Here is a 12646-nt window from a genome sequence, read left to right as displayed (position 1 = left end):
TTCGGCCCCGATAATTCCCTCCGTCGCACCTAGGCGGGGGAAACTTCATGATTCAGTCTCATCAATGGCACAGTTTGCTTCCGTTACCCATCGGTAGCCATGCCGATCATCAGGCGCATCTTTCTCTTCACCTTAGCGGCGATCAAGGGCGCGGCGAGCTGGAGCACTTCATACACCAGCGCTTTGCCAGTGTGCACCAGGCGGATGTGCAGCATTACCTGCCGGAGCTGCTTGCCTTGCAGGGTAGCCACGGTCGCCTGATCGCGGCGGCAGGCATGCGGCCGGCCAGCGAAGGGCCGCTGTTTCTTGAGCGGTATCTGGACGAGCCTCTGGAATTGGCCGTTTCACGGGTAACCGGTGCCTCACCGGATCGCAACTGCATGGTAGAAGTAGGCAACCTGGCCTCGCTCAGCGCCGGCAGCGCTCGAATAATGATCATCGCCGTGACGTGGTTGCTGGCCATGCGGGGTCTGGAGTGGGTCGCATTCACGGGCGCCGCGACACTGTTCAACAGTTTCCGGCGACTGGGGCTGGTGCCCACTGTGCTGGCCTCAGCGGATCCTGCGCGCTTGCAGGGCCAAGTGGACCAATGGGGGACCTACTACGACCAGCGACCCCAGGTATTTGCTGGCAACATAGGCGTTGGCTTCGATGCCCTGAAGCAGGCGGGCATGTTCGAGCGGCTTGGGTTTCCCATGTTAGTCCTGGAGACCGGCCATGCGGCATGAACTGACTGCCTTTCAGGCACTGTTGCGCCAGCACGCCGTGGAGCATCCTGACGCCGTGGCCGTTCAGGGCGATGCGCAGCGTTACACCTACCGGCAACTGCTCGACGAAGTCGAATCCCGTGCGGGTTGCCTGCGTAGCCAACCACCGGGAACCTTCGCTGTGGTGCTGGATAACGGGCCCGAAGCGCTATTCTGGGATTTGGCGGCGCTGTTCGCCGAACGCGCCAGTGTGACAGTGCCGCCGTTTTTCAGCGCGACCCAGTTCCAGCACTGCTTGCAGCAAAGCGGAGTGACGGCGGTCGTGTGCGAGGCGCAGTGGGCTGATCAGCTTGTTGCGCTTGGCTTTTCCCGGCAGGCGCCAGCTGGCGTCTGGCTGCGTGACAGTGTTGTCGCCCCGGCGCTGCCTGAGGGCACTGCCAAGATCACTTACACCTCCGGTAGCACCGGCACGCCCAAAGGCGTGTGCCTGAGCGCTGAAACCCTGCTGCGTGTGGCGCATGAGCTGGAGGCCGCCAGCCGCCCAACCGCGCCGCAGCGATACCTGGCGGTACTGCCACTGGGCGTTTTGCTGGAAAACCTGGGCGTCTACGCCGCGCTCATGGCTGGCGCTTGTGTGCAGCTCTATCCGCAGCAGCAGTTGGGGATGGGAGGGGCAAGCCAGGTCGATTTCAAGCGCCTGCTGGGCGCAATCGCCCTCAGTGGGGCGCAGAGCCTGATCCTTGTGCCGCAACTGCTGATGGGGCTGGTGACAGCGATCGAACGCGGGCTGATGCGGGTCGGCCCTCTGCGTTTGGTGGCGGTAGGCGGGGCTCGGGTATCGCCAAGCCTGCTTGCGCGGGCCGAGGCGGTCGGTTTGCCGGTGTTCGAGGGTTACGGCTTGTCCGAGTGCGCCTCGGTAGTGGCGCTCAACCGCACAGGGGCTGTGCGCCCTGGGAGCGTCGGCAAGCCATTGCCGCATGTGCAGGTGCGCATCGCCGAGGATGGCGAAGTCCTGGTGGCCGGCTCGACATTGCTGGGCTATCTGGGAGAGCCGCCTGTAACCGGGCAGTGGTGGGCAACAGGCGATGTAGGCCACCTCGATGAGGACGGCTACCTCTACCTGGATGGCCGCAAGAAGCATCAGTTCATCACCAGTTTCGGGCGCAACGTCAACCCGGAGTGGGTGGAAGCCGAGCTGAGCCAAAGTGGTGTGATCGCCCAGGCTTTCGTGCATGGCGAAGCCTTGCCACGCAACCTTGCCTTGCTCTGGCCGCTGGATCCCGGCATCAGCGACGAGGCCATCGAACAGGCCGTACAGCAATGCAACGCGCGATTGCCCGATTACGCCAGGGTGCACGCCTGGCGCCGCTTGCCAATGCCTCTGAGCACGCTTGACGAAACCCTGACTGCCAATGGCCGCCCGCGACGTGAGGCGATCTTGCAGCGTTACCACACCCTGTTGTCCAACATCTCGTTGTGAGGTTCACAATGTCCTTTTTCGACACCCTGCAAGTACAAACCGCCCAAGAGCGTCAGGCGCTGTTCGCCGTACCGGTGATCCGCGAAGCGCTGGCCGGCCAGGTCAGCCTGGACAGCTACGTCGCCTTTCTGACCCAGGCCTATTACCACGTGCGCCATACCGTGCCGCTGATGATGGCCTGTGGGGCTCGATTGCCGCTGCGGCTGGAGTGGCTGCGCGGCGCGGTCTGCGAATACATTGAAGAGGAATATGGCCACGAGCAGTGGATCCTCAACGACATCAGAGCGTGCGGCGGTGACTGGGAGGCCGTGCGCGATGGCCAGCCGGTGCAATCCATCGAGCTGATGGTCGCCTACCTGTACGACCTGATCGCCCGTGGCAACCCCGTCGGGTTGTTCGGCATGGTCAACGTGCTCGAAGGCACCAGCATCGCCCTGGCCACCCAGGCGGCGGGCGTTATCCAGAACACATTGGCCCTGCCTGACCAGGCGTTCAGCTACCTCAGCTCGCACGGTGCGCTCGACCAGGAGCACATGGTGACCTACAAACGGTTGATGGACCGCCTCGACGATGCCGGTGACCAGCAGGCCGTCCTCCACGCGGCCAAGGTCGTCTACCGCTTGTACACCGAGATGTTCCAGGGCTTGCCGCGTGCCGGGCAGCAAGAGGTGCACCATGCGTTTGGCTGAGTCCGTGGTGATCCTCACCGGCGCCAGTGGGGGCATAGGCCTGGAATTGGCTGAACAGCTCTGCGCTGCCGGTGCCCAGGTGTTGGCCGTCAGTCGGCATATGGGCAAGCTGGCTGGCCTGATGAACCGGTACCCTGATCGTCTGCGCTGGCAGGAAGCCGACCTGCGCAGCCCGTCAGGGCGCGAACATGTCATCGAGCGGGCACGCGAGATGGGGGCTGTGAATGTGCTGATCAACGCTGCTGGCGTGAATCGCTTCGCTCTGCTCGACCAGCTGGATGAGTATGCGCTGGACGAGCTATTGGACATCAACCTGAAGGCTCCCCTGCAACTGACCCGGGCCTGCCTGCCGTTGCTGCGCGCTCAGCCCAAGGCGTTGGTGGTCAATGTCGGGTCGACCTATGGCTCGATCGGCTACCCCGGCTACGCCACCTACTGCGCCAGCAAGTTTGCGCTGCGTGGTTTTTCGCAAGCGCTGCGCCGCGAGTTGGCCGACACCACGGTGAACGTGCTGTATGCCGCCCCCCGGGCGACCCGCACAACGATGAACAGCAGTGCTGCGACTGCACTCAATCAAGCGCTGAAAGTTGGCATGGACGACCCTGCGGACGTCGCCCGTGCTGTGCTCCAGGCGGTGCAATCCGAGCGCACCGAGCTTTATCTGGGGTGGCCGGAAAAGCTCTTCGTGCGTATCAACGGCATGTTGCCGGGCATAGTCGACCGCGCACTGCGCAAGCAACTGCCAGTCATTCGCCGCTATATCGGCAGCCACTCCAAGGAGTCGAACAAATGAAGCGTCTGTTCATTGCCAGCTTGCTGGCATTTGCACCCTTCACCTGGGCATTGGACCAGGCAGGCAGCCAGCGCCTGAGTGATCTGCAGCAGCGCTGGGCGCAGATTCAGTACCAAATGCCCAAGGATAAGCGTGCCGACGCCTTCGAGAAGCTGGCAGGCGATGCAGCAACGTTTGTTCATCAGTATCCCGGCACACCTGAACCCTTGATCTGGGAGGGCATCATCAACAGCAGTTGGGCGGGGGCGACGGGTGGCCTCGGTGCATTGGGCAAGGTCAAGGCGGCGAAAGCCAGCCTGGAGCAGGCCATGACGCTGGACCCAAACGCCCTGCAAGGTTCGGCCTACACCAGCCTGGGCACGCTGTATGACCAGGTGCCCGGCTGGCCTATCGGTTTCGGTGATGCCGAGATGGCCGACAAGATGCTGCGCAAAGCCTTGCAGATCAACCCCAACGGTATCGACAGCAACTATTTCTGGGCTGATCATCTGTATCGGCAAAAGCGCTACCCTGAAGCTACCGCCGCCCTGCAGAAAGCCTTGCAGGCACCGCCCCGGCCGGGGCGTGAGTTGGCTGACCAGGGCCGGCGTGCCGATATCGATGCTTTACTCAAGGCCATCAAGGACAAACAGGACTGAACATGCGGCTGTTGCTGGTTGAGGATGACATCGCACTGGGGGAAGGGATCTGCGACGGCTTGCGCCAGGAGGGTTACACCCTCGACTGGTTGCGCGACGGTGTCAGTGGCTTGCATGCGTTGCAGCACGAGACCTTCGACCTGGTGATCCTGGATCTTGGATTGCCCCGCATGGATGGCCTCGAGCTACTCAGGCGATTACGCGCCGGCGGCGACAGCTTGCCGGTGCTGATCCTCACCGCGCGGGATGCCCTCGATGATCGCATTGCCGGCCTGGATGCCGGCGCCGATGATTACCTGGTCAAGCCTTTCGACCTCAATGAGCTCAAGGCACGCCTGCGCGCCTTGCTGCGGCGCAGCGTCGGGCGCGCCAAGGTGCTGATCGAGCATGCCGGGGTCAGCCTGGACCCGACCACCCAGCAAGTGCAATACAACGGCGTCGAGGTTGTGCTCACCCCCAAAGAGTATGTGCTGTTGCATGAGTTGCTGGCACAGCCCGGCAAGGTATTCACACGTGAGCGCCTGACTCAACTGCTGTATGGCTGGGATGAAGAGCCGGAGAGCAACACGCTGGAGGTGAACATCTACCATTTGCGCAAGAAGCTGTTCAACGGCCTGATTCGCACGGTGCGCGGCATTGGCTATCTGGTCGAGGTCAAGGCATGACCTCGCTTCGCCAGCGCACGCTGTGGCGCGTGATGCTCTTGCTGCTACTCGGTACCGGCTTGCTCGCGCTCTATAACTACCACGACAGCAGCCACGAAATTAACGAGGTGTATGACGCGCACCTGGCCCAGAACGCGCGTTTGCTGCAAGGCGTCATGAGCATGCCGGTACAAGAGGGCTCGCGTGAGGCGCTGTATCAGGCCTTCAACGATGCCTTGGGCAAAGCGGGGCGGCACCAGGTGGGGCACCCTTACGAAAGCAAGCTGGCGTTCCAGGTCTGGGGTGAAGGCATGGCGTTGCTGGTGCATACACCCAGTGCGCCACCCATCGACCCACCACCCACTGCTCCAGGGTTCTACGACTTTTCCAGTGGCGGTGAACAATGGCGCGGTTTCGTTTTGCCGGTGCCGGAAAAACACTGGCTTATCTGGGTGGGTGAGCGTGATGATGTGCGCTACGACCTGATCGACCGCATCGTTCGCCACACGCTGTTCCCGTTCCTGCTTGGCAGCCTGGCGTTGGCACTGCTGGTCTGGGCTGCGATCGGCTGGGGGCTGCGGCCACTGCAGAACATGGCCAATGTCATCCGAAGACGCCATGCCGATTCGCTGGAGCCGCTGCAACTGGTACCGCTTCCCACTGAACTGGAGCCCATGCAGGCCGCGATCAATCGCTTGCTGGCGCAGATCGACGATCTGCTGCGGCGTGAACATCGCTTCATTGCCGATGCTGCCCACGAAATGCGTACGCCTCTGGCCGTATTGCGCCTGCACGCGCAGAACGCGCTGGCCGCCAGCAATGATGCCGAGCGCCAGAAAGCCCTGGGCTTTCTTGTGGGCGGGGTCGATCGGCTGACACGGGTGGTCAACCAGTTGCTGACCTTGGCCCGCGTCGAGCCAAGACTGGGGCAGCGAGCCAGCACCCGGATCGACCTGGCCGAGGTCGTCACCGAAACCCTGGCTGAACTGACCCCATGGATACTGGACCGAGGCCTGGAACCCTCGCTGGACATCGACGAAGGGGACCACCACCTGCAGATCGACGCCGGCGCGCTGGGCATTGCGCTACAGAACCTGGTGTCCAACGCGGTAGAACACTCACCGCCTGGTGGGCGCATCGCCGTGTTACTGCGGCGCCTGGACAGCAGCGTCGAACTGGTCGTCGAGGATGAAGGGACGGGTATCGATGAGGAGAGCCTGTCCCGTGTATTCGAGCGCTTTTACAGCCGAAATAGCCCAAATGGTGCTGGCCTCGGGCTGTCCATCGTCGCGACCATCATCGACCGTATGGGGGGGCAGGTACGCCTTGAAAACAGAGCGGGTAGCGGGCTGGCCGCTACCTTGTCGTTTCCACTGTCTTGAATCACCTTTGCTTCAGATGGATCGCTGATTGACCCGCTCAGATAGCTGCTCGGCGCTTTCCTTGCGCTCCGAATAGCGATCGACCAGAAATGCCTGGCGGTCGCGCAGCAGGACGGTGAACTTCACCAGCTCCTCCATGACATCAACCACGCGATCGTAGTACGGCGATGGCTTCATCCGCCCGGCGTCGTCGAACTCCAGATAAGCCTTGGGTACCGAAGACTGGTTCGGGATGGTGAACATCCGCATCCAGCGGCCCAGCACGCGCAACTGGTTGACCACGTTGAACGACTGCGAGCCGCCGCACACCTGCATCACGGCCAGGGTCTTGCCTTGGGTGGGGCGCAATGCCCCCAGCGCCAAGGGAATCCAGTCGATCTGTGCCTTGAACACCGCCGACATCGCTCCATGGCGCTCTGGCGAGCACCACACCTGGCCTTCTGACCACTGCACCAGTTCACGCAGCTCCTGCACCTTGGGATGCTCTACGGGTACATCGTCAGGCAGCGGCAGGCCCGACGGGTCGAAGGTGCGGGTTTCGGCACCGAAGTGCTCCAGCAGACGCGCGGCTTCTTCTACCAGCAAGCGACTGAAGGAGCGTTCTCGGGTAGACCCGTACAGCAGCAGGATGCGAGGTTTGTGTTCGCAGGTCGGGGTTGCCGAAGGCGGCAGGTCGAACAGCGTGAGGTCGAGGTTAGGCAGTTGCTCGGACATGTTTTCTTCCTGTTCAAAGCGAGCCGATGCGATCCAGCGCGTGCTTGAGCTGCTCGCGGTCGAGGTGATCGAACGGCAGCGCGAAGAAGGCCTGGCAGCGAGATTCGATGCGGGCCAGTGTGGCCCGGAACGCCGCATCGACCGAAGCTTCGTCACCCACGACATCGGACGGGTCTTCCAGCCCCCAATGCGACTTCAGCGCAGGGCCGAAATACACCGGGCAGGCCTCGCCCGCGGCCTTGTCGCAGACGGTGATGACGATGTCAGGCGGGTTGCCCTCGAACGCATCGTTACCTTTGCTGCTCAGGCCCTTGGTCGAGATATTGGCTTGCTGCAACGTGCTCAGGCTGCGTGGCAACACCTGGCCCTTGGGGAAGCTGCCAGAGCTGACTGCCTCGAAACCGGGCGGTGCCAGGTGGTTGAACATTGCTTCGGAAAGGATGCTGCGGCAACTGTTGGCCGTGCACATGAACAGGACTCGCATGGAGGGCTCCTCCGCTGGGGGGCGAACGTCAGAGGCTCAGGCGCAGTGCCAGAGCAGAAAGGGTGATCAGCAAAACCGGTACCGTGAGCAGCAGGCCGACCTTGAAGTAGTAACCCCAGGTGATGCGCACGCCTTTACGCGCCAGCACATGCAGCCAAAGCAGCGTGGCGAGGCTGCCGATCGGGGTGATCTTCGGGCCGAGGTCGCAACCGATGACGTTGGCGTAGATCATCGCCTCACGTACCAGGCCCTCTGCACCGCTGGCCTGGATCGACAATGCGCCGATCAGCACGCTGGGCATGTTGTTCATGACTGAGGACAGCAGGGCGGAAATCAACCCGGTGCCAATGGCCGCGCTCCACAGGCCCTGCTCGGCAAGCGTGTCCAGCAGGTGGGTGAGCATGTCGGTAAGGCCGGCGTTCTTCAGGCCGTACACCACCAGATACATGCCCAGCGAAAATATCACCACCTGCCACGGCGCTTCCCGCAGCACGCGACGGGTTGAGATGCGGTGACCGCGAGCGGCCACGGCAAAGAGGATTGCGGCACAGACGGCGGCCACCGCGCTGATCGGGATGCCCAGAGGTTCCAGTGCGAACAGGCCTGCAAGCAGCACCAGCAGCACCCACCCACCGACTTTGAAGGTGGCGTGGTCATGAATTGCCTCGCTCGGCGCCTTCAGCGCATCGAGCGCGTACTGCTTGGGGATATCACGACGGAAGTACAGGAATAGCACCAGCAGGGTGGCCGCCACGCTGGCGATGTTCACCGGCACCATCACCGATGCGTATTCGGCGAAGCCCAGGCCGAAGTAGTCGGCCGAGACGATGTTGACCAGGTTGGAGACCACCAGCGGCAGGCTTGCCGTGTCGGCAATGAAGCCCGCGGCCATGACAAAGGCCAGTGTCGCAGCGGGCGAGAAGCGCAGCGCGAGCAGCATCGACATGACGATGGGGGTGAGGATCAGCGCCGCACCGTCGTTGGCGAACAGCGCCGATACAGCGGCGCCGAGCAGTACGCAGAAGGCGAACAGGCGGTAGCCGCCGCCGTTAGCCCAGCGCGCCACATGCAAAGCGGCCCATTCGAAGAAACCCGCCTCATCCAGCAGCAAGCTGATGATGATGACCGCGATGAACGTGGCGGTGGCGTTCCAGACAATGGCCCATACGGCAGGGATGTCATGCAGGGAAACTACGCCTGTAGCCAGGGCGATGATGGCGCCTAGCGCGGCGCTCCAGCCAACACCGAGCCCCTTGGGCTGCCAGATGACCAGTATGAGGGTGAACACGAAGACAGCAATGGCGGGCAGCATGAAAATCTCGCTTGGTGATGATCAGCAGCAGACGGAATCACGCACGGGGCGACCGTCCATGTTCTTCAGCCGAAGGGCATTGTCAGCCAGCCATTGCGAATTGGCTTGCAAGGTGACCTGAAGCATTTCGTGAACCCAGGAAGGCAGCTCCGGATTCAGGCGGTAATACACCCACTGGCCCTGACGGCGGTCCAGCAGCATGCCATTGCTGCGCAGTTGTGCCAGATGGCGACTGATCTTGGGCTGGCTGTCGTTGAGCGCGCACATCAGCTCGCAGACGCACAGTTCGCCCAGGCTGGCGATAAGCAGAGTGGCGCGAGCACGGGTTTCGTCAGAGAGGCTCTTGAAGACATCGGGTGGTGTGATCATGGGGGTGCCTGTACATACGGAAAGGCGAATATACGTATTTCCATATGTGCTAGCAAGCCTTCCTGGGCTTGTGCGCTTACAGCTCACCATCGCCACGCCCTTCGGTCGACAAAAGCAGGGTTTTGGCAGGCTTCAGACGCTGATGGCAATGCAGGGTGTATAGTGCTTGCTCGGGTGACTGTCGTTCAGTGGCTCATAACCGAGATGCCAACATGTCCCAGACGTACCCCAGCGCGGCCCAAAAAGCCCATGTGCGCATCTGCGAGCAGGTCGAGGCTTTCCTTCAGCATGGCGGCCGCATTCAGCAGGTAGCGATCGGTGTCACCGGCTACGCTGAAGGTGTCTCCAGGGCGCAGTGGAAAAAAGGGCGCACTGCAAAGCCTTGAGGAGGCCAGCCGCCGCCGGGAAACGTTCCTTTCAGGTGGTGGTTCATGGCTTGTGCATTCGCGAAGCGGAGGCCGGGGTGGTCTTGAGCACCCCATCATCGAAGAGCTGGCCAAGGTGGCGCACCTGAGCCCGCGGCAGTTCACCCGTGTATTCGGTGGTTCCATCATGGATAATGCTCAGGAGGGGTTCTCGGGTTGACCTCGGGAAGTGCTCGTCAGCAGGTGATAAGGCGTAGCATCAGCGCCACCCTGAACCTTCTCTGAAGGCGCTTTCCTTGAAGCGCGTTTATTCTTGCGCCACCCCCTCAGGTTCATCAGGCACAACACAAGCTGCAGCACAATCAAAGCCCAGGCCTGGGCATGCCACCCCCAGACTGACCACAGTATGTTGCTGGCGATGAAACAGCAGAAGCCGACCATGCGCCGTCCTGGGCGGTGCGAACCGATGCACCATGCTGCCACCACTGTGACCACCATGGCCGGCCACTCCAGCAATTCGATCCAGCTCTCCATCGAAGCGTGTCCCAAACATTAATCCCTGGCGTCAGGCCGGGCCGGTCGTGCCCGACCCGGCCTGGCGCCTTTGATTCAAGCGGCCCGTTGCTCACCCTTGAGCAGTTTTTTCTGGGCTTGCATGGCGAGCCCCAGCTCGTCCAGTTGGTCTTTGCCGAGGAGCTTTTTCGCGGTGGGGAAGAGTTCTTCCTCCTCTTCTTCGATGTGATGCTCAAGCAGCTCCTTCATCACCTTGACCCGACCGGCGAACTCAAGCGTGCCTGGCTGCGTATGAAGCAGATCAGGCAGCACCAGGGCGTCGACCGTCCGGTGTTCTTCCTTGGCTTCGTAATACATCTTGGCTTCCTCTTTACCACCGGCTTGCTTGATCGCCGGGTAGAGGATGTCCTCCTCCAGAGCGGTGTGGATTTGCAGTTCCTGCTCAATGCGTTGCAGCAGTTCGGCGCGTTTCTTCACGGCACGCTCTGTGGTCGCACAGAGCTCTTCCAGCAGCTTCTTGACTAATTTATGGTCTTGAACCAGCAGGTCGATAGCATTCATGGTGTCACCTCGTCGCGGGCGAATGAAAAATGGCTTGCATGAAGTTGAGTGGCAGTGGGCGGCAGGGTTCAATGCTGATGACGTCTGGTAAGGCACGCGGCAAGGTCCAGGCTCGCTACCGCTCTGCCAGAGGCGCCGAGGCCCGCGTCAGCAGGCGCCGGCAGCACGATCACAGAATAGGTTTGCCCCCCGTCACGGCGTAACGCGAACCCGAGATGTAGCTGGCTTCATCGGACCCCAGCAAGACATAGATTGGCGCCACCTCCACAGGTTGACCCGGCCGTCCCATCGGGTAACCGGAACCGAAGTTTCTCACCGCCTCATCAGGCATGGTGGCCGGGATCAGCGGGGTCCAGATCGGGCCGGGTGCGACGCTGTTGACGCGAATGCCCTGCTTGCCCAGCAGTTGCGCAAGGCCTGCAGTGAAATTGGCGATGGCCCCTTTGGTCGCGGCATAGGCCAACAGGCTGGGTGACGGGTCGTCAGAGTTGACCGAACTGGTGTTGATGATCGAACCGCCCTTTGCCATCGAGGGCAAAGCGCGCTGGCAAATGCGGAAAATGGCGGTGATGTTGGTATCGAAGGTCTTTACCCATTCATCGTCGTCAATGTCGTCCAGGCTTTCATGGGCCATCTGGAACGCGGCGTTGTTGACCAGGATATCGATGCGACCAAACTGCGCCACGGTCTTGTCGACGATGTCATGGCAGTTCTGTTTCTGTGCCAGGTCGCCGGGCAGCAGCAGGCACTGGCGGCCAGCCGCTTTGACCCAGCGCGCGGTTTCCTGCGCATCGTCGTGTTCATTCAGATACGCAATGGCAACGTCAGCGCCTTCTCGGGCATAGGCAATCGCCACCGCACGCCCGATGCCGCTGTCAGCACCGGTTATCAAGGCGATCTTGCCTGCGAGGCGATTGTTGCCGGTGTAGCTCTGCTCACCGCAGTCCGGATACGGATCCATCTTGCGCTGGGAACCGGGAACGCTTTGCGGTTGGGAAGGGAATGGAGGGGTAGGGTAGTCGCTCATGCTGGAAGCTCCTGCAGGGTTGGAACGCTCATTCCCGTTCGAAAGGCGCGCCAGGCCAGTGTTGAAGTGGATCTTCGTGCTGAGCGACGAGCGGTTGATGCACCCATTCCCAGTGAATTTTTACCTACCGCCTAGCTCTACCGCTGACGGGGCTTGCTGCCATGGGTGAGGCCCACGTCATCAAGGAGTCTGCAGTGCCTCGAATCATCACGCCTTCCACGCCGGAACATGAGATCGATCAGACGAACGAGAGGATGTTCGGTACGCCCAAGGAGCGGCTGGATTTCTATCGACGCGAAATTCAGTATGAGACCACCATCCTGGCCAACCGTACCGACGCTTATCTTGCGGCCCAGTCGTTCCTGGTGATCGCCTACGTGTCATCGATGGGTAACCTGAACCAAAGCTGGGGCGAAATGTTCACCCTGATGGTCCCGGCTTTTCTCGCACTGCTCGGCGTGCTCAGTACACTGAATGCCTGGCCTGGCATCCGCGCGGCCTTCCGGATTATCGAGCACTGGCAGATGAAGCAGAGCCACTTGCTGCGCAGCGAGCCGCTGATGGGGCTGGCCTATGACGAGTCGCCGCTGTTCTGCGAGGCCGAAACCTCTCAGGCGGGGCACCGCAAATCGCTGCTTTTTTCCTTGCGCACGCCCTGGATTTTCCTGTGCTTCTGGGTGTTGCTGGGCAGCTATTCGGTTTTCATCCAGCTGGCGTGATCAGCGCGTGCCGGTCGGCACCAAGGGCGACCAGCACGCGTTGAAAAGAAGCAGGCTCAGCCTGCCAGTGCCTCGCTCAGGATATCGACCACCGCGCCGCTGTTTTCCAAGGCATCACGCGGGCCGGTCAGTTCCACCTGTTCAAAGCCATTGGTGACCAGAAAGGCACGCGATTGCCGTTCAATTGTGCACTCATCATTGTGCTCCTCGTACTGACAGGCCTCTCATAAGGGCCTGCAAACAGCAAGC

Annotated in this window: 15 protein-coding genes and 2 pseudogenes; 9 read left to right on the top strand and 8 right to left on the bottom strand. The window is 61.6% G+C overall.

Features of this window, described 5'->3' with window-relative positions; translation table 11 throughout:
• Nucleotides 1-47: 47 nt before the first annotated feature.
• From PRJ_RS16160 to PRJ_RS16130, 7 genes are read left to right on the top strand one after another with little or no spacing between them, the layout of a single operon-like run.
• Nucleotides 48-728 carry a thermostable hemolysin gene (locus PRJ_RS16160; RefSeq protein WP_104961948.1) on the top strand — a complete coding sequence of 227 codons (681 nt, stop codon included), beginning with the start codon at nucleotides 48-50 and terminating at the stop codon, nucleotides 726-728.
• On the top strand, nucleotides 718-2187 hold the full coding sequence (locus tag PRJ_RS16155; RefSeq protein ID WP_104961947.1) for an AMP-binding protein: 1470 nt from the start codon (nucleotides 718-720) through the stop codon (nucleotides 2185-2187). Before PRJ_RS16160 ends, PRJ_RS16155 begins: the two co-directional genes overlap by 11 nt.
• 8 nt (nucleotides 2188-2195) lie before the next feature.
• Nucleotides 2196-2876: a TenA family transcriptional regulator gene (locus PRJ_RS16150; protein WP_010953626.1), complete on the top strand. Its 681-nt coding sequence runs from the start codon at nucleotides 2196-2198 to the stop codon at nucleotides 2874-2876.
• Nucleotides 2863-3669 carry an SDR family oxidoreductase gene (locus PRJ_RS16145; protein ID WP_104961946.1) on the top strand — a complete coding sequence of 269 codons (807 nt, stop codon included), beginning with the start codon at nucleotides 2863-2865 and terminating at the stop codon, nucleotides 3667-3669. Before PRJ_RS16150 ends, PRJ_RS16145 begins: the two co-directional genes overlap by 14 nt.
• Entirely contained in the window at nucleotides 3666-4307 is a 642-nt protein-coding gene (locus tag PRJ_RS16140; protein WP_104961945.1) for a hypothetical protein, read from the top strand. Before PRJ_RS16145 ends, PRJ_RS16140 begins: the two co-directional genes overlap by 4 nt.
• A 2-nt stretch (nucleotides 4308-4309) precedes the next feature.
• Nucleotides 4310-4972 carry a response regulator gene (locus PRJ_RS16135; protein WP_010953629.1) on the top strand — a complete coding sequence of 221 codons (663 nt, stop codon included), beginning with the start codon at nucleotides 4310-4312 and terminating at the stop codon, nucleotides 4970-4972.
• The gene (locus tag PRJ_RS16130; protein WP_064493332.1) at nucleotides 4969-6333 is read left to right on the top strand and encodes a HAMP domain-containing sensor histidine kinase; all 1365 of its coding nucleotides are present in this window, start codon (nucleotides 4969-4971) and stop codon (nucleotides 6331-6333) included. The genes PRJ_RS16135 and PRJ_RS16130 overlap by 4 nt, the downstream gene beginning before the upstream one ends.
• A gap of 12 nt (nucleotides 6334-6345) precedes the next feature.
• On the opposite strand, the gene arsH is transcribed toward PRJ_RS16130, so the two are convergent.
• From arsH to PRJ_RS16110, 4 genes are read right to left on the bottom strand one after another with little or no spacing between them, the layout of a single operon-like run.
• The gene (arsH, locus tag PRJ_RS16125) at nucleotides 6346-7047 is read right to left on the bottom strand and encodes an arsenical resistance protein ArsH (RefSeq protein ID WP_010953631.1); all 702 of its coding nucleotides are present in this window, start codon (nucleotides 7045-7047) and stop codon (nucleotides 6346-6348) included.
• A gap of 13 nt (nucleotides 7048-7060) precedes the next feature.
• Nucleotides 7061-7531 carry an arsenate reductase ArsC gene (locus tag PRJ_RS16120; protein ID WP_070383850.1) on the bottom strand — a complete coding sequence of 157 codons (471 nt, stop codon included), beginning with the start codon at nucleotides 7529-7531 and terminating at the stop codon, nucleotides 7061-7063.
• A gap of 28 nt (nucleotides 7532-7559) precedes the next feature.
• Nucleotides 7560-8843 carry an arsenic transporter gene (locus tag PRJ_RS16115; protein ID WP_070383851.1) on the bottom strand — a complete coding sequence of 428 codons (1284 nt, stop codon included), beginning with the start codon at nucleotides 8841-8843 and terminating at the stop codon, nucleotides 7560-7562.
• A 21-nt stretch (nucleotides 8844-8864) separates the two neighbouring features.
• The gene (locus tag PRJ_RS16110; protein WP_010953634.1) at nucleotides 8865-9212 is read right to left on the bottom strand and encodes a metalloregulator ArsR/SmtB family transcription factor; all 348 of its coding nucleotides are present in this window, start codon (nucleotides 9210-9212) and stop codon (nucleotides 8865-8867) included.
• 212 nt (nucleotides 9213-9424) lie between these two features.
• Here PRJ_RS16110 and PRJ_RS29860 point away from each other — a divergent pair, with 212 nt between their 5' ends.
• Entirely contained in the window at nucleotides 9425-9598 is a 174-nt protein-coding gene (locus PRJ_RS29860) for a hypothetical protein (RefSeq protein WP_017147688.1), read from the top strand.
• Nucleotides 9599-9886: 288 nt separating this feature from the next.
• Here the strand turns inward: PRJ_RS29860 and PRJ_RS16100 are convergent.
• The 3 genes and pseudogenes from PRJ_RS16100 to PRJ_RS16090 form a co-directional block, all read right to left on the bottom strand.
• Nucleotides 9887-10111, bottom strand: a pseudogene (locus tag PRJ_RS16100) (hypothetical protein); the annotation flags it as partial.
• 75 nt (nucleotides 10112-10186) lie between these two features.
• Entirely contained in the window at nucleotides 10187-10651 is a 465-nt protein-coding gene (locus tag PRJ_RS16095) for a hemerythrin domain-containing protein (RefSeq protein WP_010953638.1), read from the bottom strand.
• A gap of 169 nt (nucleotides 10652-10820) precedes the next feature.
• Nucleotides 10821-11678 (bottom strand): glucose 1-dehydrogenase, encoded by an 858-nt coding sequence (locus PRJ_RS16090; RefSeq protein WP_104961943.1) that lies wholly within the window; start codon nucleotides 11676-11678, stop codon nucleotides 10821-10823.
• Between the two features lie 194 nt (nucleotides 11679-11872).
• On the opposite strand from PRJ_RS16090, the gene PRJ_RS16085 reads away from it, so the two are divergent.
• Nucleotides 11873-12397 (top strand): hypothetical protein, encoded by a 525-nt coding sequence (locus PRJ_RS16085; RefSeq protein ID WP_010953640.1) that lies wholly within the window; start codon nucleotides 11873-11875, stop codon nucleotides 12395-12397.
• A gap of 71 nt (nucleotides 12398-12468) precedes the next feature.
• Here PRJ_RS16085 and PRJ_RS30430 read toward each other — a convergent pair.
• Nucleotides 12469-12593 (bottom strand): annotated as a pseudogene (locus PRJ_RS30430) (protease); the annotation flags it as partial.
• Nucleotides 12594-12646: the final 53 nt, after the last annotated feature.

The organism is Pseudomonas sp. XWY-1, assembly GCF_002953115.1.
Classification (GTDB): Bacteria; Pseudomonadota; Gammaproteobacteria; order Pseudomonadales; family Pseudomonadaceae; genus Aquipseudomonas; species Aquipseudomonas alloputida.
This window is presented reverse-complemented; position numbering and strand designations above follow the sequence as displayed.

Coding starts and splice junctions, on each gene's coding strand:
- PRJ_RS16160 (WP_104961948.1), top strand. CDS start 48: ATGATTCAGTCTCATCAATGGCACAGTTTGCTTCCGTTACCCATCGGT.
- PRJ_RS16155 (WP_104961947.1), top strand. CDS start 718: ATGCGGCATGAACTGACTGCCTTTCAGGCACTGTTGCGCCAGCACGCC.
- PRJ_RS16150 (WP_010953626.1), top strand. CDS start 2,196: ATGTCCTTTTTCGACACCCTGCAAGTACAAACCGCCCAAGAGCGTCAG.
- PRJ_RS16145 (WP_104961946.1), top strand. CDS start 2,863: ATGCGTTTGGCTGAGTCCGTGGTGATCCTCACCGGCGCCAGTGGGGGC.
- PRJ_RS16140 (WP_104961945.1), top strand. CDS start 3,666: ATGAAGCGTCTGTTCATTGCCAGCTTGCTGGCATTTGCACCCTTCACC.
- PRJ_RS16135 (WP_010953629.1), top strand. CDS start 4,310: ATGCGGCTGTTGCTGGTTGAGGATGACATCGCACTGGGGGAAGGGATC.
- PRJ_RS16130 (WP_064493332.1), top strand. CDS start 4,969: ATGACCTCGCTTCGCCAGCGCACGCTGTGGCGCGTGATGCTCTTGCTG.
- arsH (WP_010953631.1), bottom strand. CDS start 7,047: ATGTCCGAGCAACTGCCTAACCTCGACCTCACGCTGTTCGACCTGCCG.
- PRJ_RS16120 (WP_070383850.1), bottom strand. CDS start 7,531: ATGCGAGTCCTGTTCATGTGCACGGCCAACAGTTGCCGCAGCATCCTT.
- PRJ_RS16115 (WP_070383851.1), bottom strand. CDS start 8,843: ATGCTGCCCGCCATTGCTGTCTTCGTGTTCACCCTCATACTGGTCATC.
- PRJ_RS16110 (WP_010953634.1), bottom strand. CDS start 9,212: ATGATCACACCACCCGATGTCTTCAAGAGCCTCTCTGACGAAACCCGT.
- PRJ_RS29860 (WP_017147688.1), top strand. CDS start 9,425: ATGTCCCAGACGTACCCCAGCGCGGCCCAAAAAGCCCATGTGCGCATC.
- PRJ_RS16095 (WP_010953638.1), bottom strand. CDS start 10,651: ATGAATGCTATCGACCTGCTGGTTCAAGACCATAAATTAGTCAAGAAG.
- PRJ_RS16090 (WP_104961943.1), bottom strand. CDS start 11,678: ATGAGCGACTACCCTACCCCTCCATTCCCTTCCCAACCGCAAAGCGTT.